The following is a 26,298-nucleotide window of genomic DNA, read 5'->3' on the forward strand; positions in this document are numbered from 1 at the left end:
ATTGCAGTTTCAATTTATGGGATCCTGTAGATTAGCAGCAGGTGGTTATCTCAAAATTAAAACCAGCATCTGAAATATTTTTAGACCTCTCTCTTATTTAAGATACATTTACTGCCTGGTGTTTCCCGGAGCTGATCCAGTTCGATACCTGAACGTTCTGGTGATCCTGTCCCAGATATCAACCAGCTGTGAATCCATATAGGTTTTCGTTTCCAAACCAGAATTATTCAACTCAACGGAAAATACCGGATGCCTTGAGTCGGCAATATCCTCATTGCCATAAAAGGCGAATCTGTAAGCAGGAACTATTTTCTCTATCGGATGATAGATATCCTGTTTGCCTTTCATCAGCCACTCTTCTGCATTTATCTCCGGTAGTTTTACTGCCCCTTTCTTCAGAGTGTGTGCGCCAACTCTGATGAGGGCAGGATTGATTTCATCAGACCTTTCTAAGAGCGATTCAGATTTTCGAAGGGTATTATCACTGTTAACAATAAGGCCAAAATCATCACTGTTATATATAATATCGATAACATCGTTCGATATGACCTCCGAATCACTAATAAACCCTTCCGGAATACAGATACCAGGCAGTGTTGGCACTTCTTCATCCTTTCTTCCCTCTAATCTGGATAGCAGGCTTTGCATTTCTGCCAGCTTTTGAGGCTTATCGTTTAAATCGCTTTCCTTCGAACCACTATTTATATAATCCTCTCTGTCCTTTTTATATTTTGGATCGGACAGGTCAGTAATCTCAGTTGTTACGATGAATGCCACGCCATTACTATAAAGATGCCCTTCAAGAACTCTCCCAAACCCAGGAACACTCCCGTTTTTATTTCGATCAAAAATGACTGTATTATTATTTATTCGGTATACCTGTTTCAGATAAGGACGGTCTTCGGGATCAACTGTAGGACTATTTTTTAATTCCTGTTCTCGTAACCGGATACGTTGTGCAAACGCCGGAGGATACAGCCGCTTGCTGGCAATTCGCATTTCATTGATCTTTACCTGCCCTACGTCAGCGTTATTGAATGAAGCGGGCACATCAAAAAGATAGCGGCCAATGCACTGAGGTCTGGTCTGTTCAAATAGTTTATCCGTCATTTGTTTTTCCTTTGCCGTTAAGGGGGCTACCGGCCACGAACGGGTGAGCAACCAGAAAACTGTAGAGAGAATAAGGACGACAACAAGAAATCCCATCCATAAATGCCTTACCCGCATGAGGTGACCTCCCCAACCATTTTTATAATCGAGCGTAACGTGAACTTCATCGCAACGGAAAGACCGTTTTCCACATTGGTATCCCCCACGGCATAGGCACCTTCATGATCTACTTCAGTCGCAAGCAGAGAGCGGATCCCGGCAAATCTAATCCTGCCGGCCCGTACTGGTACGGTTCCGTCCCCGGCGCTGCCGGACGAGGTCAATTCAAACGTGTTCCCTGCTGCATGGCGATAAACGGGAAGCTCCAGCGGTACGCCCATAACCGGCCTCGGTGCCGGGATCTGCTTTTATTCACCCAGCCAGGCATCAGTAATTGCAGTTTCAATTTATGGGATCCTGTAGATTAGCAGCAGGTGGTTATCTCAAAATTAAAACCAGCATCTGAAATATTTTTAGACCTCTCTTATTTAAGATACATTTACTGCCTGGTGTTTCCCGGAGCTGATCCAGTTCGGTACCTGAACGTTCTGGTGATCCTGTCCCAGATATCAACCAGCTGTGAATCCGTATAGGTTTTCGTTTCCTTACCAGAGTTATGTAACTCAACAGAGAATACGGGATGTTTCAAATCACCATTTTTTTCATTACCGTAAAATTGAAACGTATAGTAATTAACTTTTTTCTCTTCTGGTTGATAGATGTCCTGCTTACCTTTCATCAGCCATTCTTCTGCATCTATGTCTGGCAACTTTACAGGGCCTTTCTTGAGAGTATGGGCACCAACCCTGATGAGGGCAGCATTTATTTCATCACCTCGTTCCAGTAATGTGTTGTCTTTACCCAGAGTATTATTACTGTTAACGATAATCTCAAAATCAACTGGCTTATATATCAAAGTAATATCATCTTTCGATGTCATATTTGTATCAATAATAAAACCTTCCGGAATACAGATACCAGGCAGTGTTGGCACTTCTTCATCCTTTCTTCCCTTTAATCTGGATAGCAGGCTTTGCATTTCAGCCAGCTTCTGATGTTTATTGTTCAGTGCATTTTCAGAAGTTCCACTGTTCAAATAATCTTCTTTGTCTTTTTTATATTTAGGATCAGATAAATCCCGAATCTGAGTTGTTACGATGAATGCCACGCCATTACTATAAAGATGCCCTTCAAGAACTCTCCCAAACCCCGGAACACTCCCGTTTTTATTTCGATCAAAAATAACTGCATTATTATTTATTCGGTATACCTGTTTCAGATAAGGAAGGTCTTCGGGATCAACTGTAGGACTATTTTTTAACTCCTGTTCACGTAACCGGATACGTTGTGCAAACGCCGGAGGATACAGCCGCTTGCTGGCAATTCTCATTTCATTGATCTTTACCTGACCCATCGCAACATTATTGAATGAAGCGGGCACATCAAAAAGATAGCGGCCAATGCACTGAGGTCTGGTCTGTTCAAATAGTTTATCCGTCATTTGTTTTTCCTTTGCCGTTAAAGGGGCTACCGGCCACGAGCGGGTGAGTAACCAGAAAACTATGGAAAGAATAAGAATGACAACAAATAAGCCCATCCATAAATGCCTTACCCGCATGAGGTGACCTCCCCGGCCATTTTTATAATCGAGCGTAACGTGAACTTCATCGCAACAGAAAGACCGTTTTCCGTAGTGGTATCCCCCACGGCATAGGCACCTTCATGATCGACATCGGTGGCAAGCAGCGAGCGGATCCCGGCAAATCTAATCCTGCCGGCCCGTACTGGTACGGTTCCGTCCCCGGCGCTGCCGGAGGAGGTCAATTCAAACGTGTTCCCTGCTGCATGGCGATAAACGGGAAGCTCCAGCGGTACGCCCATAACCGGTCTCGGTGCCGGGATCTGCTGCCATATCAGATGATCGTCTGAAGGGTATTTTTCACTGGCACCATAAAATGCACAGGTATTGGGATGATATTTGCCGTTTAAATTTTCTATAAACTTTATGACATCATTTTTGATTATGTCCTTATATCTCTCCCATTCCACAACCCTGTCATCCAGCAGCAATTCTTTCTCACACAGCCGCCACCAGTCACTTTCATTCAGATAAATTTCCGTGTAAGGGTCAGACTCCGGCTTATTCATATTTACCGTGCCGTTAATTTTCAGCCAACCCGGCCCGTAGGCTTTACCCGGCAGCAGTTGCAGAGGGCCGGGTGACTGGGCCAGTACCGGCATCAGGTTTGCTGCGTCAGCGCCAATTACCGCTCCGACAATACCCCGCTCTCCGGTCTTCATTCGGCGATACGCCGCCGGCGATCCCAGATCAGGCATAACGCCATGCACAATACCCAGGATATTGTCTCTGCCGTTCATTTGTTCTGAATAATATCGGGCCACCAGGCCCCCCATGGAGTGGGTGACCAGAATGACTTTATTGACAGCAAGCCTGCCGTGATAAGTGCCTAAGGTCTCACTGATATATTGCTCGAGAGACGCGGCCGAATCAGCGTTTGACTGCAGCCAGTTATAGCCAAAAACATGCACGGGAAAAAGGTAATCATAACTCCGCCTGACCTCAGGCTCAGTCAGCGCATCTTCGCCTTTCTCTGCACCTAAATTTTCACCAATCAGTAACTGGCGGGGCGTTCGCCTGCAGGTGCCATTGATCAGGTTATCAATCAGAATATGACCGTCATTCAGCATGCACTGAAGCACATGGAGAGGTTCACCGTAGCTTTTGTAAAGCGCACTGCCCCAGCCACGGGCCGCTCTGGAGGGAAACCCTCTGCCGTCAAGATCGTCGTAAAGTATCTTTCCCGTTAAATCGACTTCGGTGGTAAGAGGATCCAGCAAGGCTTTTCTTTGTTCTTTTGACCTAGACAGCCATGCCAGCGCATCTACGCCCTGATACATGTCTGCATGCCAGACTTTTTTATCAGAATCTATCTTTTTAAGATTCGACCCCATGACTCCAGGCAGAAAAATAACCGGGATCACCTTTTCCGCCACTTTAGGACAGGCAACCACCAGATTGTCTTCCGCTCTGCCATTAGGCATGTTGTAGTACGCTCGCCCATTTTCATCATATTCTGGTCGGCTCACGATCTCGTTTTCTGCTGCTAGAGTCATGGTTATTTTTCTCCCTCGAACCGCAGTTTGTCCGTCACCACATTAACCTGCTTCATTAAATTGCCTTTTCCATCTTCAGAGGTTGAGACGGTTTGACTGGCTGCATCCTCACCCTGAATGGCCATTTTCTGCGCTGCCAGAGCTGACCCATCGTAGGCATCAATCGCCTTAGGCGTATAAGAAAAATTCGCGTTTTCCCACTTCTGGGCCGCCTGGCTTATACTCTGTCCACCAAACTTCTGCCACACCGCCCCGCGCTCGATGATTTTGTCCGGCGCCGCACACTCCACCGTTCCGTCCGCTATCCGGATATAACCGCCTCCGCTGGTGAGAATGATTTCCTGCTTCGCGCTGATGATGAGCTTTCCCTCGCTGCTGCTGATACGGATATCCTTCAGCGCATCCAGCGTCATCTCATCCCCCTGCGCCTGGATCTCCACCTTCCCTTTGCCGGCAAACATTTTGATGCCCAGCCTTTGCGCATACAGACTTACCCGCTCCCCGGCCGCCACGGTGAATCTTTTCAGCGCGCTGAAATCTGTATGCCCGCCGCTGGTGCTGATGATGTTGTCTCCCGCCGACTGCTGCAGGCTTTTTCCTGTCACCTGCGCTATCCCTTCCGGCGCCGAGACCAGCAACGCCGCCTTCTTTAAATCCGTCAGCGCTTCTGACAGCAGCGCCTTCTGCGTCTGTACATCTGCCAGTTCTGCCCTCGCCGCTTCTGCCGCGCTGCGTAACGATTCAACCAGCGACCGCGCCTGCTCCAGATGGCTCATCGCTGCCTGCATATCCAGCACCTGGCCCTGCGCTTTCGTCTGCCCGTCAGCGCTGATAAACATCCCTTTCTGCGCCCGGATGGCGCCCCAGCTGTCGGTTCTGAGTTCAAAACCCTCACCGCGCTTCTGCTTTTCACTGTCGACCAGGTGCCCGAGGTTCAGCTGGCTCTTGCCGCCGTACTCCGTGCTGACCTTGATATGCTCTTTTCCGCGCTCGTCGTCGAGGCGGATTTTGTTGTTCGCCGGGGTACGCAGGACGTTGCGTTTGTAGTTGCGGATGGTGACGTGGTCGCCGTGCGCCGAGTCGTGCAGCACGCCGGCAATGTACGGCCGGTCCGGGTTGCCGTCCTCAAAGCCAATCGCCACTTCGGTGCCCGCCAGCAGCGGCAGGTGCAGACCGTAAGTGTCCCCTGCATACGGGCGGGACTGGCGCACCCACAGGCTCTCGGATCCGGTTTCCCAGGTATCCCGGTCAAACAGCATATTGACGCGATAACGACCGTCTTTATCGATATGGCCGTAGATGTCGTTTTCAGTGGTGCTGGTGACGCGGGCCGGCAGGGTACCGGCCATCACCGGCTGGTTGCCGGGTTCCGGGCGGAAACCAAAACCGGTGTTATCCGGAATACCGTCAAAATCAACCGCAAAGTCCTTATCACGGCGGGCATGCGTGCGCATCGCCGTAATGACCACGCCCTTGCTGAACACCTCGGCCACTTCGTAACCGCCGGTGACCTTCAGCACCTGACCCGGAAAGAGGGTCGGACAGCTGGTGATGGCCTTCGTCCGGGTCTGGCCATTCAGGTAGCGCTCGTGACGAATGCGGGCATAAAACGCCCCGGACTCCGGAACCGGATTGCGGTCATGCGCGCTGCCCGGCGTCAGATAATTGTCGGCATAGTGGTACGCTTCCCCGTACGTGGTCGCGTCCCCGCGGGCCGCATCCACCAGGGTGTTCATGTCCTGCGTGGCCTGACGGTAGTTGTAGTCCCGGGTGCTGACCTGCTTCTGCACCACGTTATGATGGCATTCCATTCCCCAGACCGAATCCACGCCTTTTGAATGCTGGCCCGACGGCGGTACTGACGGCAGGGTCGGGCCTTTCTCGTAACCCTGCTGGCTGTCGTAAAACGCCACCACGTCAATGTTGAGGCGCGTGTCGGTGGTGAAGCGAAACCAGATGCCGACTTCCCCCAGCAGGCGGGTGATAAAGTGCAGGTCGTCCTCGGCGTACTGCATCACCTGCTCACGGCGCGGGTACGCTTTTGAAAGCGAGAACAGAAAATCCTGGCCGCGCATACCGTGACGTTCGCGCAGGATTTTTTCCACGACTTGCGGAACGGACATGTCCTGATAAATGGCGTTCTGGTGCGAACGGTCGAGCAGCGCCAGGCGTGGCTGCAACGTCAGGGCATAGTGGGTTTCATCTTTTGAGGTGTTGAGACGTTCAAAACCCGTGACCACGCCCTGAATCACCCGCACTGGCTGCTGTATTTTGATGCCGTAACCCTGGTCAACCGGGGCCTGCAGCGTCAGCGAGCCGGGCTTCATCAGCATCATCTCTTTGCTGATGGCATGGTCAGAGCTTGTGAATTCAATACGGTAGCTGAACGGCGTGCTCAGGGCTTCGTCGCCTTCAAACGCCAGTACATCGAGCTCTGCGTCACATCCCTTCACCGCCAGCAGGTGATGGTTGTGGCTGAATCTGATCGGGGGATTACTGCTCATGCGCGCACTCCTTGTGTACGGTCAAACTCCAGCACGATCCCCTCTTCATCACTCCAGCTAAGGCATAGCGACTGTGGTTTCTGTCTGGCGGCCATGTGGCTCAGCAGCTGCTGACTCAGCACTGGCAGAATTTGTTGATTGAGCAGACTGTCGACGTTGCGTGCGCCGGTGTCCGGCAGCAGGCAGGCGGCGGCCAGCGCGTCATACAGGCTCTCATCAATCTGCGTGGTCAGGCCGTAGTGACGATGTAAGCGCTTGCTGACCTGTGACAGCTTCATTTCCACGATGGTACGCATGGCCGCTTCGGCCAGCGGGCGGTAAATCACGGTCTGGAAGCGGGCCAGCAGCGCCGGCTGGAAGTGGTCGCGTAAAATCGGGCGCAGCAGTTCGTGCAGGTCTGCTTCAGTGGCGTCCGGCTGCTCATCCAGCAGCTGCATCAGTTGGTCGCTGCCGAGGTTCGAGGTCATCAGGATAACGGTGTTACGGAAGTCGATTTCACGTCCTTCGCCGTCGCGCATAAAGCCACGGTCGAACACCTGGTAGAACAGGTTCATTACGTCGCGGTGAGCTTTCTCTACTTCATCCAGCAGCACCACGCTGTACGGACGCTTGCGCACGGCTTCGGTGAGAATGCCGCCCTGACCATAACCGACATAGCCCGGCGGTGAGCCTTTCAGCTGAGAAACGGTATGCGGCTCCTGGTATTCGGACAGGTTGATGGTAATCAGCGATTTTTCACCGCCGTACAGCACATCCGCCAGCGCCAGCGCGGTTTCGGTTTTGCCGACACCACTCGGGCCGACCAGCAGGAACACGCCCTGCGGACCATTCTCTGATGTCAGCCCCGTATTTGCCGCGCGAAGGCGCTGGGCTATAGCCTCAAGGGAAACATCCTGGCCGACAACACGGCTGCCGATTTCATTTTCCAGCGTCAGCAGTTCGGTCTGCTCGTCTTTCATCAGGGAAGACAGCGGCACGCCGGTCCAGTCGGCAATCACGTTCGCGACCGTACGGGCGTCCACATCCACCTGAACCAGTACGTCACCTTGTTGTGCCTGTCCGAGCTGATACAGGTCGGATATCTCAGCCTGCTGGCTGATGCCCTGGCGGCTGGCCATCAGCTGCTGTGCCAGTGCCTTTTCGTTGCTGAAACGCGCTTCCTGTTCCGCAATACGCGCTTCCAGTTCTGCCCGCTGCTGCTCAATGACACCCAGGCGGTCACCATCGCGGTTGCTGCCGGCTGCGATATCTTCCAGCAGCGCCTGTTCTTCCAGCGCCAGTGCATTCAGCTGCGCTTTCAGGCGCACAATTTGTTCCGGCACCGTGTCGAGGCTCATGCGCACGCGTGCCGCGGCGGTATCCAGTAGATCAACAGCCTTGTCCGGCAACTGACGACCGGTCAGGTAGCGGCGCGATAGCGTGACCGCGGCACGGACTGCGTCATCGGTGATATGTACGTTGTGGTGCTCGGCATAGCGGGATTTCAGGCCGCGCAGCATCAGGCACGCGGCGTCATCATCCGGCTCGTCCACCTTCACCATCTGGAAGCGGCGCTCCAGCGCGGCATCGCGCTCAAAATACTGCTTGTACTCAGACCAGGTGGTGGCGGCGATGGTGCGCAGTTCACCACGGGCCAGCGCCGGTTTCAGCAGATTAGCCGCATCCGCGCCCCCCGCCTGGTTACCGGCACCGATAATGGTGTGGGCTTCATCGATAAACAGCAAAATCGGGGTGGGTGACTGCTGCACGGCATCGATGACGTTTTTCAGGCGCTGCTCAAATACGCCTTTCACGCCCGCGCCCGCCTGTAACAGGCCAAGGTCGAGGGTACGCAGGATGACCGGCTTAAGGGATTCCGGCACATTACCTTCGGCGATACGCAGTGCCAGGCCTTCGACCAGTGCCGTTTTACCGACACCCGGCTCACCAACCAGGATTGGGTTGTTTTTGCGACGGCGCGAGAGAATATCCACCATCTGGCGGATTTCCGTGTCACGGCCGAACACCGGGTCAATCTTGCCCTCTTTCGCTTTGGCGGTGACATCGAGGGTGAATTTATCCAGCGCGTTCTGCAGCGCAGGGCTCAGTTCCCCCTCTTTCATTTCCACACCAGCCGGACGCCCGACAAACTCCACCTCACCACCGTGGCTCTGTGCCAGTTCATCTTCACGCTGCATTTCCGGACGTTCATCCGATTGCGCATCCAGCAGAGGTCGCAGGCGCTCCAGCTGGCTCTGACCAAGTGTTAATAGCGGCCAAAGGCCGTCACAACGTGCCAGTTTCGGTTTTTCCGTCAGCGCCATCAGCAGGTGCACACTGCGGATACTTTCCTCTCCGGCAAGTGAGGCCTGCATCCAGGCTTCCTGCATCAGTTTCTGAATATCCGCGGATAGCTGCGGGCGGCTGCGTACCGTACGCGGTTGATTATCCAGCCAGCCGAGTAACACCTGCCACAGTGCATCCATATCCCACTCGTAGCGGCGTGCCAGCACCGTCAGGTCACCTTCCCCCTGTTCGAGCAGCTTCAGCAGCCAGTGTTCCGGCAAAATTTCCGCATGGGCACGGTTCTGGCAGAGCGAAGCCGCCCCTTCCATCGCACGGGCACAGTAAGGGTTCAGACGTCGCAACAGGATGGCTGGATTTTCCATGAATCTCTCTCTTTGTCGGTTCCTGGACACGCTACCGCCCATCGCTGTTTCCCGTGAAGGGGACCAAAGCGCATATGGTCAGGCTGGCAGTTTGTGGTTTTCTTTGCTGAAAGCCCGTTTCAGACAGGCACTCAGCAAAAAACTGCGGACAGGGCCCTGTCCGCATCGGGCTTACGCGGTGGCGCGTTCGTTCCAGGAATCGGAATGAATGATGTTGCCGTCTTTGTAGGTCCAGGTGATTTTTTCGTAACGCAGTTCAACGCGTTCAAGATGGTTGTGCTTCTCTTTAGAAGGATCCTTGATGTCGTACATTTCAGGATTCACTTTCACCACCTTCACGTTTTCCAGTTTGGTGTTGAAGTACTCCACTTCCTGGCCCGCGTCGTTGATTTTGTACCACTTGAATTCCGCAGACTTGAGGGTCTGACCGGTGGTCACAGCCTTGTAGAGGTACGGGCTGGAGGAGTCGATTTCCTTCGTGAACAGGAACGGCGTGTGGATACGGGTGCCGGTCAGCTTGCCGGTGTTGTTATCAGTCGGGATGTAGAGGTTATGCTCCTGCGCCACCACTTCGATGCTGCCTTCACGATCCTGGACGTCCACAGAACCTTTAATGTCCGCACCGCCGTCGTCTTTCAGCCAAAGATAAACAGGAATTGCCATAAGATTTACTCTCCATTTGATTGTGATGCGCCATCATCCTGCGATGGCGCCGGGTGTTTGCCGGGTATCTGACAGGCGTTCGCCTGCGGTACCAGACTGATTTCGACACGACGGTTGAGCGCACGGCCTTCCGGGGTGTCATTGGTTGCTATCGGGCGGTTCTCGCCATAACCCTGCACTGCAAAACAACTTTCCGGCACGTCGCCGGTGTCACGCATCCAGTTGCGTACCGCTTCAGCACGTTTCAGGGACAGCGTCTGGTTCAGTTGCGGATTGCCGGTGTTATCGGTATGCCCGGACACGACAATCAGCCAGCCTGGCTTCGCCTTAACGCCGACCAGGGAATTAACCAGCATTTTGGTGGAGCCCGCTTTCAGCACGAACTTGCCGGAATCGAACAGCGACATGCTGTCGAGCCTCACAATTGTCGGTACCGGTTTTGGGGTCGGCTGCGGTTTGGGTGGCGGAGGTGGCGGCACATACGAGCGGATCGCTTCCAGCACCGGCATCCGTAGACGTTCCCCCTGATACAGACCGAGGCCCATCCGCATCGGTACGCCATTGCGCGCCTGGCCATCCAGCTCTGCCGCATCGTCACGCAGGACGGCAACGGCGTCGGCTTTTGGGCCGAAATCATGCGCCGGGATACGGTCATAGCGGGCAATATCGAAACTCACACGCTGCAGCAACTGGCGATTGTTCCAGCCACTACTGAGCAGCGCTGCAATCGCCGCCAGCGTGAAAAGCCAGAGCGCACAACGGAAGGCTCGCCCACGAGGCGTCAGGCCTCGCCCTTCCGGTAGCAGTGGCAGGATAAAATCCGGGAAGGGGGAGATAACCGTACTGTCCGTTCCCACTGGCCGCCAGCCCGCCACCTGCTGCATTGCAGTGTGACGGGAAAGCCAGGCCGTCCAGGCCGATGTGGCCAGACTTCCGGCGAGGATCGGACCCATTCCCCACAGCACCGCAACAGGTACAATGACCGGTACATCGGGGTTCTCATCCATAAAGACAGCCTGGACGTGCTGACGGAACCAGCCTGTCAGGCTGTTCATCAACACCTGTTGCTGCATCGCAGGCGACCCACCGGTGGTGACCCATGCAGCGACTGAGGCTGGCGCTGAAGACTCATGCCAGACCCTCACGCCTTCTCCCGGGATAGCCGCCTGCCAGAGCAGGTCATTCGTCATCGCGCTGCCAATCTGACCATTCAGAACCAGCGGCACAGAATGACCTGTTTCTTTACGCAGTCGGCTGATTTGCCAGCGCAGGGCCAACAGACGACTGGTAAGGCGCTCGCTGTCGGCGTGTTTCTGCGGACAGACGCTGACCATCACCGACAGCTGGCGCCCCCAGTCAGGGCGTAACCCCAGTACCTGGCGGGCTGCCTGCTCCAGATCCTGATGATCCTCCACGCGGATCCAGCATCCCTGCGTGACCGTGAGCACCGGTGAGTGCTGCATACATGCCAGCGGCAGATCGCCACAGACCAGCACCACGGGCTGACGGTAAGTGGCTTCGGGGAGGTCATCCAGACACAGGGTGACGTTATACCCCGCACGACGACTGCCGATAGTCCAGAACGCCAGGATAAGCCCAAGCACTGCCAGCAGAATGAGCAAAGAAACCAGGCGAGAGCCCGGCAGGAAACCCAGGCAGACCACTGCACTCAGCAGGGCGGCCCACAGCGCAAGCCCGCGCTGTTGTGCAGGACTCATTTCACGGCTCCCGGCAGCAGACTCAACAGCGTCTGATCCAGCCAGTAATCCAGTCCCCACCAGAGTGCGGCGACCACCACCACGCTCAGGCCGATACGCACGGGCCATGACGCCAGCCAGCCGCCCATACCTCGTCCGGTACGGCTTTCTGCCAGTACCGGGTGAGTCTGCGGATAGCTAAACGGGGGGACATATTCACTGAGGGCACTGACGAGTTTCTGGCGCTCCGGGTCGTTCAGAGAACGGAAACTGCCGAGGAACCCCAGCATCATGACCCGCTGGAAGCAGGTCACAACAACGTGGTTGGGCGCCGGTTCACGCAGCACATCACGCATCCGATCGCACAGCGTATCACCGGCGTCCATGGTGCCGAGGAAGTGCCCCTGCAGGGGAATGTCATACCACTGCACACAAGCGTCATCTTCCACGCCACGACCTTTGACCGCCTCATCAAGCAGCGCACACTGTGCAGTGAGAATATGCTGACAGCTGGCTTCATCGAGTTCGCTCGCTTTCAGCTCACGCTGCACGCGTTCGACATCAGCAATGCAGCGCTCCCACAACGTGCGCCCTTCTCCATCCTGAAATGTCGGACCGTGACGCAGGCTGATTACCTGCAGCCAGGTGTCCTGCAGAAGGGCATCAATATCAATCGACGCAGCAGTGCTGCGTTTAGGCTCACTCATGTTCTCATTACCGCAAAGAGCTCAAGTTCTGGCTCGCCGAGCATGCCCGGCACGTAAAACATACAGGTGCCGCCCTGCAGCATTTCGCTGGCCAGAGGATGAGAGATATCAAGGCTGAAATACTGGTTTTCCAGACGCAGTGGAATGGCGGCCGGCACATGACGCAGCGGCGTCAGCGGCACGCCCACCCGAGATGAATTGACGATACTCCTGACATGATCGGGACTGCCGACCTTGCACTGGCGCGGGAACTGTTCCTGCAGCTGTGCCACCGGTATCGGTGAACGCACGGAGAGGTAGTAATCCGCCCCTTCACGCAGGCGTGGGTCATGCAGACGGGCCTGCCAGAAATGAAGCCGGGCATCATGCTCAAGCTCAATCGCTACCACCCGCGACGGCAGGCTGGCTTCCAGCAGATCGCCCAGTAGGTCAAAGAGCGGCGGGAAGACGTTATTCAGTTGCTCATGCTGCCAGACCGGAATATCACTCACCTGATGCTTAAGCGAGAAGGTCAGCAGACTGCCCGCAAGGCGTGCCAGTTCCGGGTACAGACGCTCTGGTGGACTTTGCGGGTGGCGCTGAAGCTGTCCGAGCACGGGTTCTGCGCTGTTCAGGGCATTGAGCAGCCAGAACAGAGACACATCAGCTACGGCAAAATCGGCCATGCGTTCGTTACTTTCACGACGCATGGCCATCAGTCGACTCAGACGGGCACGCAGTTGCGTCATCAGCTGTTCCAGCTGAGTTACCAGCCAGCGACTGCCCTGGATGGTCAGGAGCGGGGGGAGAAACGTTTCATCCAGCCCCCATGCGCCCTGAGAGTCTTGCTGCAGACGGGCTACCGGGCAGGTCAGGTAATCACTGTTGTTCTGATGGGCGAAACGCAGCGTCAGCTCGGGCTGCATCACTGCAATCTGACGGGTATCGTCCCCGAAGATATTGCGAACATCCCGCCAGCGCTGGCGATAGCGAACAGGGCGATCTGCCACCTCATCAGATTTAAGACAGTTGCCGCCATTCGCCCGAAGCAGCGGAAGGGCCAGAACCACCACCACATCCCGTGATTCGCCCTCAAGCGCCAGCACCGGCGGCAGGTCGTCAGCATTATCCGTGTCGATAAGCGTGCCATCGGGAAAACGGATGTGCAGATGACGGGCCTGCAGGCGGCCCAGCTTCAGTGCATCCGTTTCGAAAGTGGCCCCAATCATTCCCCAGGGATGAGAGAGACTCAGTCGGGCAATGCACTCCGCAGACCAGGACGCGTACGCGGCCTGTTGCTGGAAGTGCTGGGGAGAGACCATAACGCCCCTGCCCCAGAACGGTTGTTCCGTTTTCATTGGCTTCCTGCCTTAGTTTATGATTTCGCCTTCGGCATCTGGGAAACCAGCGACAGGTTGACGTCCATGCCTTCTACCTGGAAATGCGGAATAGCGAACAGCTTCACGCGGAAGAAGCCCGGGTTGTCTTCAATGTCTTCCACCACCACTTTGGCGTCACGCAGCGGGTGAGAAGCCTGCAGCTCGTCGCCCGGGTCGGTCATTTCGGTCACCAGACTGCGAACCCAGGTGTTGAGCTCAAGCTCTAGCAGACGGCGATCTTTGGTGGTGCCGATGTTTTCCCGCTGAATCAGCTTCAGGTAATGAGCAATGCGTGACAGCAGGAAGATGTAAGGCAGGCGCGCATTGATACGGCTATTGGCCGTGGCATCCGCCGTATCGTACAGTGCAGGTTTCTGAGTGGAGTTAGCGCTGAAGAAGCAGGAATAATCTCTATTTTTATAGTAACTTAGAGGAATAAAGCCCAGATTCGCAAACTCAAACTCGCGGGTTTCCGGGATCATCACTTCTGACGGGATCTTGACCTGGTTGCCGGTGCCGAGATCGTAGAGATGAATCGGCAGATCCTGCACTGCGCCGCCCGCCTGCGGGCCACGGATCTGTACGCACCAGCCGTTGTTGATAAAGCTGCGCACCATATTGGCGGCGAAGGCAAACGAGGCGTTGGTCCACAAATATTTGTCGTGATCGGGGCCTTTGACCTCCTCGACATAGTTAAAGCTGCGTACGGGCACGGTGTCCGGGCCATACGGCAGGCGACCAAGCACACGCGGCATCACCAGACCGATATAGCGGGCATCGTCCGTCTCACGGAAGGATTTCCACTTGATATATTCAGCGCGGTCAAAGTAGTTGCCGATATCCTTAATGGCTGCCACCTCTTCCATCGAATCCTTGAGGAAGAATTTCGAGCCGGCAGAGCCGATAAACGGCATATGCGCTGCGGCAGACACTTTTGAAATGTTGCGCAGCAGGGCAACATCCTGCGCAGACGCATCGAATTCATAGGCAGAAATCAGCGCAGCGATAGGCTCTCCACCTGGGGTGTCATACTCATCAATATATGTATGTTTATACAGTCCGCTCTGGATGATTTCAGGGCTGTCTTCGAAGTCCTGACGCAGGTCTTCTTTGGACATATCCAGCAGTTCAATCTTCACGTTCTGACGAAAATCCGTTTTGTCTACCAGCGACTTTACGCCGCGCCACAGCGACTCCACGGCCTGGAAATCTTCATGATGCATCACCGCATCCAGCTGACGGCTAATCTGGTAGTCCAGCTCGGCGATATGGTGATCGATCAGGGTTTTATCCAGCTTCCTGACGGTTGAGCCTGCTTTGCTCAGGCACTCCAGAAAAACCTGCATGCCGGCGGTCAGACGTTCATCGGCGGTAGCGTCAGACATGGCTTGCGCATCCTGCCAGATATCCAGCGCGCTCAGCTTTGAGACGGGGTTTAAATTGATTTTCCTGAACAACGAAGCGTAAACGCTGCCCGCTTCCGGACGCTCCTGCACCAGGCTTTCGCCGCCAGCCGCATTTTCATTTTGAAGAGTCATAAGCATTCCCTTTCATTCATTAACTTGTTGATGCCGTTAAGCCTTCGGTGCCAGTGCCGACAACTCGCTGCGTAGTTCCGCGCTCAGCGCCGGGTCGAGCAGGATTTTTTCCAGCTCTTTACGGAAAGCCTGGTTATCCAGCAAATTCGCTTTCAGATCGCGGAGCAGATTACGCATCGCAAGCATCGCTTTAAGCTGTGGGATCTGCCGCGCCACCTGCTCCGGCGTAAAATCTTTCATATCCCGAAAACCCAGGTGGATATTCTCCTCGCTGCCGTCGTTAGCCAGCGTATTCTTAATGGTGAGATTCACTTTTGGAAAATATTCAGAAAGCGCGCTGTTAAAGTTGTTTTTATTTACGTTTATTTTCTTCCGCTCCGATAATGGCGCGGTTTCCTGACCATGACTAAAATCGCCTGCAATCAGTAACTTCAGCGGTAATTCCGTCTTTTTAGTTGCCCCGCCCGTATGGAGATCGAGCTTAAGGTTAATACGTGCTTTAGGCACTTCGCTCTGGAAGCTATCAGCCATTATTCTGTTCCTCATTGAATTGCTGTTTGACAGGGATCGCAATGCTTTTGCAGCCGAGATAATAGAGCAATGAATCTCCAGGAATCAAACCACCAAACATTTAACCCGTTATTAGAAACTATTAAATGTTTTGCACACGAAGTTAATAAAAAGTTATTAGCCCGGAGAGATTACCTGACCACTTTAAAACTTCTGCTTAGCGCTCTGGCCTGCAAAGAAGACCCTGATTAAAACCCTGTCGCATCGCGGTTTAGTTACTGAAATAATTATAAAAATACCACTGGGCAGGTAAGCAGATACGCCACACCATTCGTTGCTAGCCAGCAGATTTTTCCAGCCAGGATTAATGGATGCCCTCTTATAAAATAAGCCATAATTTGAAATTACCTGAATCAATAACTTATTATCAGTCGCGTCCATGACCGACCAAAAGCCATCACAAACGGAAAACTCATTGCCAAAAGACAATCATTTTCCCGCTTCGAGATAATAAATATTGCAAAATGAGAATGCAAATATTCAGACAGCTACACTCTGTTTAAGTTCGAGCTGTAATTTCAATGGATATTTTTCTATCTGCAAAATGCTATTATTCCGCACATATAAAGAAAAGCGAGCGAAAGGATAACGTTAAGAATAAGAAATATATTTAACCCACCCAACTTCAGAATATAATGATTCTATGCGTTTTTATCTGGAAAGAAGGCTAACGGGTTTTGTTAAGCGTTGAATTAATTTCGTTTATCTGAACAGGGGAATATCAGTTTAAAGGCTACTCTCGGCGGGATTACCCTTCTCAGGCGTTATATCCGCCCTGCTCAGGGTTCTGAAGGGATAGCGTCCGGCTTATACGCCACGCTGGCTGTTGCGGTAGACCGAAGGCGAGACGCCATGTATCTGCCTGAAGCGGTTGCTGAAATGGCTGGGCGAATGAAACCCGCAGCTAAAAGCGATAGCCGTCAGAGAGAGCGAATTGTCTGCCAGCATCTCTTTTGCGCGCTGCATGCGACGCCGCATCACATACTGATGCGGCGCTTCGCCCAGCGAATGGCGAAACATACGCGCAAAGTGAAACTCGCTCAGCGACGCCTGCTGGCTAAGCTGCGCCAGCGTCAGCGGCTGATCGAGGTGCGCTTCAATAAAGGCCAGCAGATGACGCAGCACAGCAGGCGCCAGACCGCCCCGCGTCTGCGGCGCGTGCCACCGCACCTCGCTGTAATGCTGTAGCAAATGGGTCAACAGCAAGGTCGAGGCGCTGCTCAGCATGAGCTGATTGGCGGGCTGTGCCCAGTCGCAGCTGAGCAGAAAATGACGATAGAGCTGCGTAATGCGATCGTCGCTGGCAAACACCTTCTCGTGCAGCTGAAGGTGCGCCGGGCTGCGGTCCCATATCTCTTCCGCCATCTGGCGCAGATGCGCTTCAGTACAATAAAGATGGACGAATGAGAGATCGGAACGCAGATCCCAGGTGGACTCCACGCCAGACGGCATCAGGCAGAAGCGATCCGGGCCACCACCGTTCCGCCAGCCGTAAGGTGTTTTATGCCAGGTATCATAGCCGTCAGCGATATAGAGGCTGAGAGTATGGTGATTGCTGAGATTAGTGACCCGATCGCCGCTGTTGAACCAGTGCGCCAGCTGAGTGCCGTCATTAAGCCGGGCGTGATGGCGCAGCTGGGCTTTATGGCGTTGCAGCATATCAAAAGTCTGATAGGTCGGGGTGTTCACGGGCGCTCTCCTGCTGACAGATCCCCAGTGTATGAAGAGCCGCATAAAGAAAACAGCCTTATCCGGCGCGACGGCGAAAAAAGCGCAAGAATTTGCAAGTGCGCCGCAAGTCCATGTAAGCCGGTTTCTCCTTTACTGGCGATACTGCTGCCTCAGCTCAAGGAGGCGTGCCATGAATCTCTGTTTATACCTTTCCGTCGTGCTTATCTGGGGCACCACCTGGATCGCGATTTACGCCCAGCAGGCGGCAAGCAGTGGCAGCGTCGGCGCGGCGGTGTTCTGGCGTTTTATCGTGGCGTCGCTGGTGATGCTGATTGTGCTGAAGGTAGTTAAGCGTCTGCGTTCGCTGACGGCGCGCGATCACCTCTTCTGTCTGCTACAGGGCTGCTGCGTTTTCGGCCTGAATTTTCTCTGCTTTTATCACGCGGCTGCCTGGATCAACAGCGGTCTGGAGTCGGTTATCTTCTCCATGGCGGTGCTTTATAACGCGCTTAACGGCTGGCTTTTTTTCCGGCAGCGCCCTTCCGTACGCCTGCTGCCGGCTGCGATGCTCGGCATCGGCGGAATAGTCGCGCTTTTCTGGCACGATCTACACGGCAGCGAAGCCTCTGCGCAGCTTTTATGGGGCGTCGGCCTGAGCGCTCTGGGTACGCTGGGGTTTTCGCTGGGCAATATGATTAGCCTGCGCCATCAGCGTTTGCAGCGCGATGTGCTGACGACCAACAGCTATGCGATGCTCTATGGCGCGCTGATGATGGCATTGCTGACCTTATCGCAGGGCGAATCACTGCAGCCGGTCTGGAACCGGCAATGGATGGGTGCGGTGGCGTATCTGGCTATCTTTGGCTCCGTGGTCGGCTTTGGTGCCTATTTCACCCTGGTCGGCCGCATCGGCGCCAGTCAGGCTGCCTACAGCACGCTGCTGTTTCCGCTGGTGGCGCTGGCGCTCTCAACGATCTATGAAGGGTATCAGTGGCATACAGGAGGGTTTGTAGGATTGGCGATGATTCTGGCGGGTAATCTGGTGATGTTTGCGCGCTTGCCAGCGCGGCGATCTCGCGTCCCTGCGTGAAGCGAAGAGCGGGCTGCTGCCCGCCCCGCTTAGCGTCATGCCCGGCGCTGCACAGGTGTCAGTTGATGAGGCCGATTAATTGCCTTGCGCGCTATCCAGTAAAGCAACACGCGCTCATCGTCATTATCCTGGTCGGCCATGGAGAGCAGTTTCAAAGCCAGTGTTGATTTGGTCACAGGCTGCTGCTCATCGCTGAGCTCAATCACTGCCTGACCGATAATGCAGCGTACCTCATCCTCACAGCTAAGGGATTCATATGCTCGGTCTTTCATATTTCCTCCTGTTAAGTGAGTTGTAAGCCTGGCAAATATTCTGTCACTCTGCTGCTGAAACCCGTCGAGAGACATATCTGCTTACGTCAGGTAACCAATAATTATCAGGTTGTCGCATTGGTCATATATTAGCGAAGCGGATTCGCTGCCGTTCATACCCTGAAAGCGGCATTTCATGACGCGTTTCCCTCCATTCATGCCTTTTTTTACGCGCGCGTGTAGCCTCGCCCTAATCTGGCGTTAGTTTCCAGATTCCCAGACGGGAGAGAAAAATCATGAAGCAGATAACAGCATCCTCTTATCAACGCACCCGGTGGCTGACCCTGATCGGCACAGTTATCACCCAGTTTGCGCTGGGCTCGGTCTATACCTGGAGCCTGTTTAACGGTCAGCTGGCCTCTAAACTTGAGGCATCAGTCAGTCAGGTCGCCTTCTCTTTCGGGCTGCTCAGCCTGGGACTGGCGGTGGCCTCATCGCTGGCAGGCAAACTCCAGGAACGTTTCGGGGTGCGTCGGGTCGCTATCGGCGCGGGTGTCCTGATGGCGGCCGGTTTCTGGCTGACTGCCCATGCCGATAATCTGATGATGCTCTATCTCAGCGCAGGCGTAATGGTCGGGTTAGCCGATGGCGCTGGCTATTTAATGACGCTGTCGAACTGCGTGAAGTGGTTCCCGGAGCGTAAAGGGGTGATCTCCGCCTGCGCTATCGGCGCTTACGGGCTGGGCAGCCTGGGTTTTAAATTTATCTGCGGCGCGCTGCTGAGCGCGGTCGGTCTGGAGCAGACCTTTATTATCTGGGGCCTGGCGGCGATGAGCATGATTATTCTGGGCGCGCTGCTGATGCGCGATGCGCCTGTTCAGCGCGCAGCGGATCAAACCGCCCGGCAGGCGCGTGACTATACGCTGGCTCAGGCGGTGCGCCTGCCGCAGTACTGGATGCTGGCGCTGATGTTTTTAACCGCCTGCATGAGCGGTCTCTATGTTATTGGCGTTGCAAAAGATATCGGTGAAGGACTGGTGCATCTTAGCGCGCAAACAGCAGCCAACGCGGTAACGGCGATTGCCATCGCTAATCTGAGCGGCCGTCTGGTGCTTGGCGTCCTGTCCGATAAGATGGCGCGTATTCGGGTTATCACCCTGGCGCAGATTATCTCGCTGGCGGGAATGGCCATTCTGCTGTTTACCCGCATGAATGAGACCACCTTTTTTGTTTCGCTGGCCTGCGTCGCCTTCAGCTTCGGCGGTACCATTACCGTCTTCCCGTCGCTGGTAAGCGATTTCTTCGGTCTTAATAACCTGACCAAAAACTATGGCCTGCTCTACCTGGGCTTTGGCATCGGCAGCGTACTCGGTTCGCTCATCGCCTCGCTGTTCGGCGGCTTTACCGTGACTTTTAGCCTGATTATAACGCTGCTGGTCATGTCGCTGCTGCTGTCACTGATGATTCGACTGCCGCAGCGCGAACCGCTGACCGAACAGGTGCTACAGCGCAGTTGAGGTTAATGCCAGGCTGAAGCGCAGAAGTAGAAAGCGGCCCGCGCCAGAAAAGGCGCGGGCCGCTTTTGCGTCATTACGATGGGCCGAGCCGTCCGCCCGGTGAATCGCAATCGCTGCGCGTTATCCCGGAAACAGCGGTTCCGCGACGCCCGCAACCTCAACCTCTACCGCGAAAATATCTCCCGACTGCGGATAGCGCGCCAGCTCCTCGGCGGTGCGATCCTCGCGCGAGCTGGTGATATAGAGCGTCTTCAGGTCAGCGCCGCCGAAGGCGACCATCGTCGGCCAGCGTACCGGCAGGGCAATCTCATCCACAATCTGCGCGCTGACGGGATCGATACGCACGATGCGTCCGCCATCAAACTGTGCAGACCAGTAAAAGCCTTCGCTGTCTACCGCCGCGCCGTCCGGCAAACCGCCGTCGGCGTCAAACTGGCGGAAAAGCTCGCGCGCGCCCGGCTCGCCATTTTCATCCAGCGGATAGCGATAGAGCACTTCATTTGGCGTATCGCTGTGGTACATCCAGCGGCGGTCGGGTGAAAAGGCAATGCCGTTGGAGATTTTAATATCGCGCGCCTTCACTTCCAGCTGCAGCGACGGCGTTACGCGACAGAGCAACGCGCCATCCTTGTCCTGCGGCTCCCACAGGCTGCCGCACCAGAAATTGCCCCAGGGATCGACGCGCCCGTCGTTGAAGCGGCTTTTCGCCGCCTCGCCTGGATTATCCGCAATCTTACGCTGCGGCCTGCCCTGCTCATCCAGCAGCCAGACGCCGCTGCGCAACGCTGCAATCAGCCCGCCCTGCTCGCGCAGGCCGATACAGCCGACCTCTTCCTGCTGCGGAAAACTCTCCAGCGCGCCGCTGCGCGGATCGAAGCGATGAATAGCAGGCTCCAGAATATCAACGCACCACAACACCTGTTCGCGCGTCGACCAGGTGGGACACTCTCCCAGCTCCGCCTGCAACGCCAGTACATTTTTTACTTCGCGCTTCATACTCGCCTCTTTTTATTTCGCATCAACATACTTTAGCCTGAATTCGATACTGCGGGGGAGAACGTCGCGCTTGCTTTTCAGAATTATCTTGTCAATAATCTTTTTTATTCAGCCTGTTCCGATAGGCTTATTTAAAGCGCCTCTGGCTGCTGCTGGCGCTGAAATATTCCGAAATATCTCTCTAAATAACTCTACATTTGCTGCATCATCACTCCACTATTCCGGCGTAATGTCATACCTATCGGAAAAGAGGAGACCTTCCTGTGAAAAAAATCGTTAAAGTTGCAACCGTTTTTGCCGTTATCTCTATGCTAAGCGGATGTATCATTGACAGAGGGCATGGCGGCGGATGGCATCACGGCCACGGTCATGGCTGGCACCATTACCGCTAAGGGCAAAGATTTCACACAGCAAAAAATAAAAAAAGGGCGGGATATTACCCGCCTATTTCACTATTTTATCGTTTAGCTTTTTACGGCATAGTTGCACTGGAACCAGCTGGTTTTCAGTCCTGGAATATGACTGTCTTTTGGCGTCAGCGCCTCAACTTTATCAAATCCTTTCCTGCTGCAATAATCTGCCAGATCCAGCTGCATCGCATCTTTGTTTAATTTCTGCGGATCGTAACGATACTGTACGGTATTTGCGCTTGGATCTTCATCGACGCGTTCAAATCCCCCCGGCTTGCTGACACTACAACCGGTCAGCAATAACAGCGCCATTGCGCTGACGATAATAGATTTCATTTTTCTTCCTCACAGTGCTGCCGCAGTTTAAGCCGCGTCGCTTACGTCGGCTATCGGAAAACGGCCCAACATAAATCATTTTTCTAAGTTTTTACCGATTAATGCGATACAACCAAACGGTTATCGCTATCACTCAAAGGGTGCGATGATGCACTCAGACAAAACAGCGTCTGCACCACACCAGGTGATACTCAAGAAGACATTCAGATTGATTTTAGGCCCGCGCTGAGCGGGCTTTTTTTCGCCCCTCAGCCAGAGAGAGCCACCATTCTACGCAACAGATTCGCGGCGCGTTTGTCCGGCAATGCGAGAATAGCGCTGTAGAGATCGACAGACATCGCGCACATAGACGAGCGATCGACCGCCGTATCGGCGGGCATATTGAGCTGCTGCAACTTGTCGCCCCATTTTTTATAGAGCCTGCCAACGATGCGCTGCAAATCCTGCTGCGCCTGCGGCTGATCTACGGGCAAATCTGCGCCGCGGCTGGCCAGCAACAGCTGCTCCGTCGCCGCCGCGTCCTGGGCGTTAAGCGCAGGCGGCAGCGTCTTCACCAGATTGATCCCGCCGCTGACCTGCGGGTAGAGAAAGCGAAAGCAGAGCTGCGGATCCTGCTGTCCCAGCGCCTGCATCTCATTAACCGAGACGCGAATATAGCTGACCACGGCATCATCCGGCGCGCGCATCAGCCGCTGGTTAATGATATCGGCCAGCCAGCCGCGCAGCTCGCCCGTCGCCTGCTGCGGTGATTCTCCCAGGCGCAGCTTGTGCTGTAACTCCTGCACCAGCAGCTGCCACAGCGCAGGCTCCTGGGTTTGCAGCACGCGATAGCCCGGCGTTTGCGCCAGGTAATCTATCGCCGCCTGCCGCTGCGCGGCGCGCTGCTGCTGCGGTTTCAGCCAGCTGAACCAGAGCAGATTCGCCAGCATAAGCGGCAGCAGGAAAAGCACAACGCCCTGCCAGGCGCGCAGCCGGGTGGTTTTTATCAGGACAACGATGATAAGCGCCAGCAGCGCAAAGGCTGCCAGCGTGACGATCCACAGCGAGGTCATGCGAAGTTGCTCAATCCTTACGAACGTCGATTAATACCGGACAGTGGGCGCGCTCGATAACCGCCGCGCTTACCGATCCTTTCAGCAGTCGATTAAAAGAGGAGAGATGACGGCGTCCCATGATGATCATCTGCGCGTTAAGCTGCTGCGACTGGGCAACAATCGTATCCGCCGCTTCGCCAGCGACAATCAGCCCGCGCGCGTCGACGCCGGCGCGCAGCAGCGGCGCCAGCGCATGGCGCACCACCAGCTCGGCGGTATTCTGCTCATCCTGCGCCACGGCGAAATCTTGCGGATCTTCTCCGGCGGTAATATCTATCGGCTGGTTGCAGGAGGAGTAAGCGGGATCGACGCAGCACAGCACCACAACCTGCGCCTTGTGCGCCAGCGCCTCTTCTATCGCCGTCGCGATCACCTTCTCGGCGACCGGCGAATTATCAACAGCCATCAGCAGTGTTTTCATCAGAGTTTATCCTTCAACAGCGGCGATTTTGCCAATTTCGCGTATCAGCGCCTCTTTGCATCTGAGCATCTCTTCACGGTACGCCTCTTCATTTTTCTGAAAACGCGCCGTCGGCACCAGCAGAGAGACAGAGAAACGGCCAAACAGCGTATCCAGCGCCACCGCCATAGTGGAGATGCCTTCAAGCGTTTCGCCGCGATCGTAAGAGATGCCGGTTTTACGCACTTCATTAATGAGCGTCAGCAGCTGCGGCAGCGTTTTTACGGTTTTATCCGTCAGCTCGCGCCAGGCTTCGCCCACCATTACGCGTACGTCGTCGTCGCACTCCAGCGCCAGCAGCGCGCGGCCGCCCGAGGTGCTGTAAAGCGGCAGGTTCAGCCCCATGCGCGGCACAACGCGTAGTTCGCGCGACGCCACCACATAGTGAATGATAGTCAGTTGCGTGCCGCTGGCGCGCGACAGCGAGACCGTTTCATTGGTCGCCGCGCACAGCGCTTCCAGCTTGGGCCGCACCAGATCGACGACGTCAGTATGCACGCTTGAGATAAGCTTCAGCAGCGCCGGGCCAAGACGCAAGCCGCCCGCGCCGCTGCTGCGCACCAGCTGGGCGCTGTCGAGCGCGGCGACGATGCGCTGTACCGTTGAGCGCGGCAGATCCACCGCCTGCGCAATTTCGCCAAGACTCATGCCGCCGGGATGCTCTCCCAGCGCGTTGAGGATTTTTGCCGCGCGCGCGATGACCTGAATACCACCTGATTTTTCATCTTCGCGGCTGGATGGAAGTTTTGCCATGGGTCGTCCTTTTCAGCTGCCTTACTCTACCGCGAAAAAGGCACAATTTACAGCATGTACCACATTGCAATACAGCATATCGGAATGTAAGATCGCGCCCTGTATCACATCGCAATACACTGCATCATAATAACGAGAAACCTGCTATGACCGCTCAGCCTGCCGCTGCGCCGCCGCCGCACCCCTTTACGCTTCGCCTCGCCCTGGGGCTGATCGGCGTGCTTATCGCCGCGCTGACATCGGGCCTTAATGACCGCGTGACCGATATCGCGCTGGCTGATATCCGCGCGGCCATCGGCGTCAGCTATGACCAGGGCAGCTGGATCGTCTCCTCTTATCAGGCCGCCGAAGTGGCGGCGATGATGATCGCGCCCTGGTTCGCCGTCACCTTCTCACTGCGCCGCTTTTCGCTGACGGTTTCAACCGGCTTTCTGCTGTGCGGCATTCTGCTGCCGCTGGCACCCTCGCCCGGCAGCTTTATCGCCCTGCGCGTTCTGCAGGGGCTGTTCGGCGGCGCGCTGCCGCCAATGCTTATGACGGTCGCGCTGCGCTTCCTGCCGCCGCCGCTTAAGCTTTACGGGCTGGGCGGCTATGCGCTTACGGCCACCTTCGGCCCCAATATGGCCGCCTCACTGGCGGCGTTCTGGACGGACGACGTCAGCTGGATGTTTGTGTTCTGGCAGGTGGTGCCGCTGATGCTGATCGCCATGCTGCTGTTCGGCTGGGGTCTGCCGCAGGATCCGCTGCGCCTGGAGCGTTTTAAGCAGATCGATCTGTTCGGCATGCTTACCGGATGTAGCGGCATGGCGCTGCTGGTGCTGGCGCTGACGCAAGGGGAACGTCTGGACTGGTTTGACTCGCCGCTGATCGCCGCCATGCTGCTGGCCGCCTTGCCGCTGCTGCTGGTGTTTCTGATTAACGAGTGGTTTCATCCGCTGCCGCTGTTCCGGCTGCAGATGCTGTCGCGTCGCAACCTGACCCACGGCCTACTGGCGCTGGCCACCGTACTGATTGTCTCGCTTTCCGGCTCGGCGCTCCCTTCCGCCTATTTCGGTCAGGTAGAGGGGTTCCGAACCCTGCAGTTCGCGCCGCTGGCGCTAACCGTCGGCCTGCCGCAGCTGCTGATCGCGCCGCTGGTTGCCGCGTTGCTCAATATTCGCTGGATCGACTGCCGCTGGGTGCTGGCGGCGGGCGTCGCGCTGCTGATTACCGCCTGCCTGCTCGGCTCGCAGATCACCAGCGACTGGGCGCGTCAGAACTTCTGGACGCTGCAAATTTTACAGGCGTTCGGACAGCCAATGGTGATCCTGCCGATTCTGATGAGTGCCACTAGCGTGGTCGCGCCGCCGGAAGGGCCCTTCGCCTCGGCGATGTTTAATACCGTACGCGGCTTCTCCAGCGTGGCGGCCTCGGTGCTGGTAGAGGTTTTTCTCAGCCACCGGGAGAAGATCCACTCCAACGGTTTGCTGGACCAGGCCGCCAGCCGCCCCTGGCTGATGAGCGCGACGAGCAGCGCCGACGCAGACGCCAGTCACCCGCTGCTGATGGATGGCAGCGTCAGCAGCAGCGAGAATCTCAGCGGCTTCGCCACCCTGGTCAGGCATCAGGCTACGGTGCTCGGCCTGAGCGACAGCTGGCTGCTGCTGATCGCCTTCGCTGTGCTGCTGCTGCTGCTGACCGCCTGGCTGCCGAAGCGCGTCTGGCCGCCACAAACCCTGATTCAACCTGCCTCTTCGACATCGAGAAAATAA

The 26,298-nt window shown here is 55.4% G+C and carries 23 protein-coding genes; 3 read left to right on the top strand and 20 right to left on the bottom strand.

Going from position 1 to position 26,298, the window contains the following annotated elements:
• Positions 1–108: 108 nt before the first annotated feature.
• The 14 genes from MHZ89_RS09735 to MHZ89_RS09800 form a co-directional block, all read right to left on the bottom strand.
• Positions 109–1,110 carry a T6SS immunity protein Tli4 family protein gene (locus MHZ89_RS09735; RefSeq protein WP_311782830.1) on the bottom strand — a complete coding sequence of 334 codons (1,002 nt, stop codon included), beginning with the start codon at positions 1,108–1,110 and terminating at the stop codon, positions 109–111.
• 107 nt (positions 1,111–1,217) lie between these two features.
• Positions 1,218–1,490 (bottom strand): hypothetical protein, encoded by a 273-nt coding sequence (locus MHZ89_RS09740; RefSeq protein WP_311782831.1) that lies wholly within the window; start codon positions 1,488–1,490, stop codon positions 1,218–1,220.
• A 158-nt stretch (positions 1,491–1,648) separates the two neighbouring features.
• Positions 1,649–2,650, bottom strand: coding sequence for a T6SS immunity protein Tli4 family protein (locus tag MHZ89_RS09745; RefSeq protein ID WP_311782832.1), 1,002 nt, complete (start codon positions 2,648–2,650; stop codon positions 1,649–1,651).
• Positions 2,651–2,757: 107 nt separating this feature from the next.
• Positions 2,758–4,284 (bottom strand): lipase/acyltransferase domain-containing protein, encoded by a 1,527-nt coding sequence (locus MHZ89_RS09750; RefSeq protein WP_311782833.1) that lies wholly within the window; start codon positions 4,282–4,284, stop codon positions 2,758–2,760.
• 2 nt (positions 4,285–4,286) lie between these two features.
• Positions 4,287–6,788: a type VI secretion system tip protein VgrG gene (locus MHZ89_RS09755; protein WP_311782834.1), complete on the bottom strand. Its 2,502-nt coding sequence runs from the start codon at positions 6,786–6,788 to the stop codon at positions 4,287–4,289.
• Positions 6,785–9,436, bottom strand: a complete 2,652-nt coding sequence (gene tssH, locus MHZ89_RS09760) for a type VI secretion system ATPase TssH (protein WP_311782835.1) — start codon at positions 9,434–9,436, stop codon at positions 6,785–6,787. Before tssH ends, MHZ89_RS09755 begins: the two co-directional genes overlap by 4 nt.
• 171 nt (positions 9,437–9,607) lie before the next feature.
• Entirely contained in the window at positions 9,608–10,099 is a 492-nt protein-coding gene (gene hcp / locus MHZ89_RS09765) for a type VI secretion system effector Hcp (protein WP_023325816.1), read from the bottom strand.
• Positions 10,100–10,104: 5 nt separating this feature from the next.
• A complete protein-coding gene (locus tag MHZ89_RS09770) occupies positions 10,105–11,817 on the bottom strand; it encodes an OmpA family protein (RefSeq protein WP_311782836.1) in 1,713 nt (570 codons plus the stop codon).
• Positions 11,814–12,503 (bottom strand): type VI secretion system protein TssL, short form, encoded by a 690-nt coding sequence (gene tssL / locus MHZ89_RS09775; protein ID WP_311782837.1) that lies wholly within the window; start codon positions 12,501–12,503, stop codon positions 11,814–11,816. Before tssL ends, MHZ89_RS09770 begins: the two co-directional genes overlap by 4 nt.
• Positions 12,500–13,840, bottom strand: coding sequence for a type VI secretion system baseplate subunit TssK (gene tssK, locus MHZ89_RS09780; RefSeq protein ID WP_311782838.1), 1,341 nt, complete (start codon positions 13,838–13,840; stop codon positions 12,500–12,502). Before tssK ends, tssL begins: the two co-directional genes overlap by 4 nt.
• Positions 13,841–13,857: 17 nt before the next feature.
• Complete coding sequence (tssC, locus tag MHZ89_RS09785; RefSeq protein WP_311782839.1) at positions 13,858–15,405, bottom strand: type VI secretion system contractile sheath large subunit; 1,548 nt, start codon at positions 15,403–15,405, stop codon at positions 13,858–13,860.
• Between the two features lie 30 nt (positions 15,406–15,435).
• Positions 15,436–15,930: a type VI secretion system contractile sheath small subunit gene (gene tssB / locus MHZ89_RS09790; RefSeq protein WP_311782840.1), complete on the bottom strand. Its 495-nt coding sequence runs from the start codon at positions 15,928–15,930 to the stop codon at positions 15,436–15,438.
• A 183-nt stretch (positions 15,931–16,113) separates the two neighbouring features.
• Complete coding sequence (locus MHZ89_RS09795) at positions 16,114–16,398, bottom strand: hypothetical protein (RefSeq protein ID WP_311782841.1); 285 nt, start codon at positions 16,396–16,398, stop codon at positions 16,114–16,116.
• A gap of 378 nt (positions 16,399–16,776) precedes the next feature.
• On the bottom strand, positions 16,777–17,628 hold the full coding sequence (locus MHZ89_RS09800; RefSeq protein ID WP_311783020.1) for an AraC family transcriptional regulator: 852 nt from the start codon (positions 17,626–17,628) through the stop codon (positions 16,777–16,779).
• Between the two features lie 202 nt (positions 17,629–17,830).
• On the opposite strand from MHZ89_RS09800, the gene MHZ89_RS09805 reads away from it, so the two are divergent.
• The gene (locus MHZ89_RS09805; protein WP_311782842.1) at positions 17,831–18,730 is read left to right on the top strand and encodes an EamA family transporter; all 900 of its coding nucleotides are present in this window, start codon (positions 17,831–17,833) and stop codon (positions 18,728–18,730) included.
• 35 nt (positions 18,731–18,765) lie between these two features.
• Here MHZ89_RS09805 and MHZ89_RS09810 read toward each other — a convergent pair whose 3' ends face one another.
• Positions 18,766–19,002, bottom strand: coding sequence for a hypothetical protein (locus MHZ89_RS09810; RefSeq protein ID WP_084882889.1), 237 nt, complete (start codon positions 19,000–19,002; stop codon positions 18,766–18,768).
• A 275-nt stretch (positions 19,003–19,277) separates the two neighbouring features.
• Here MHZ89_RS09810 and MHZ89_RS09815 point away from each other — a divergent pair, with 275 nt between their 5' ends.
• A complete protein-coding gene (locus tag MHZ89_RS09815) occupies positions 19,278–20,498 on the top strand; it encodes an MFS transporter (protein WP_311782843.1) in 1,221 nt (406 codons plus the stop codon).
• Between the two features lie 120 nt (positions 20,499–20,618).
• Here MHZ89_RS09815 and MHZ89_RS09820 read toward each other — a convergent pair whose 3' ends face one another.
• The 5 genes from MHZ89_RS09820 to MHZ89_RS09840 all read right to left on the bottom strand — a co-directional run bounded on the left by MHZ89_RS09820 (position 20,619) and on the right by MHZ89_RS09840 (position 24,547).
• Positions 20,619–21,494: an SMP-30/gluconolactonase/LRE family protein gene (locus tag MHZ89_RS09820; RefSeq protein ID WP_311782844.1), complete on the bottom strand. Its 876-nt coding sequence runs from the start codon at positions 21,492–21,494 to the stop codon at positions 20,619–20,621.
• Positions 21,495–21,958: 464 nt separating this feature from the next.
• Complete coding sequence (locus MHZ89_RS09825) at positions 21,959–22,240, bottom strand: hypothetical protein (protein ID WP_311782845.1); 282 nt, start codon at positions 22,238–22,240, stop codon at positions 21,959–21,961.
• Between the two features lie 248 nt (positions 22,241–22,488).
• Positions 22,489–23,292, bottom strand: coding sequence for a hypothetical protein (locus MHZ89_RS09830; protein WP_311782846.1), 804 nt, complete (start codon positions 23,290–23,292; stop codon positions 22,489–22,491).
• A gap of 10 nt (positions 23,293–23,302) precedes the next feature.
• Entirely contained in the window at positions 23,303–23,755 is a 453-nt protein-coding gene (locus MHZ89_RS09835; protein ID WP_311782847.1) for a universal stress protein, read from the bottom strand.
• Between the two features lie 6 nt (positions 23,756–23,761).
• Positions 23,762–24,547: an IclR family transcriptional regulator gene (locus MHZ89_RS09840; RefSeq protein WP_311782848.1), complete on the bottom strand. Its 786-nt coding sequence runs from the start codon at positions 24,545–24,547 to the stop codon at positions 23,762–23,764.
• A gap of 146 nt (positions 24,548–24,693) precedes the next feature.
• Between MHZ89_RS09840 and MHZ89_RS09845 the strand changes: the two genes are divergently transcribed.
• A complete protein-coding gene (locus MHZ89_RS09845; RefSeq protein ID WP_311782849.1) occupies positions 24,694–26,298 on the top strand; it encodes an MFS transporter in 1,605 nt (534 codons plus the stop codon).

The organism is Pantoea sp. ACRSB (assembly GCF_022346905.1).
GTDB lineage: Bacteria > Pseudomonadota > Gammaproteobacteria > Enterobacterales > Enterobacteriaceae > Pantoea > Pantoea piersonii.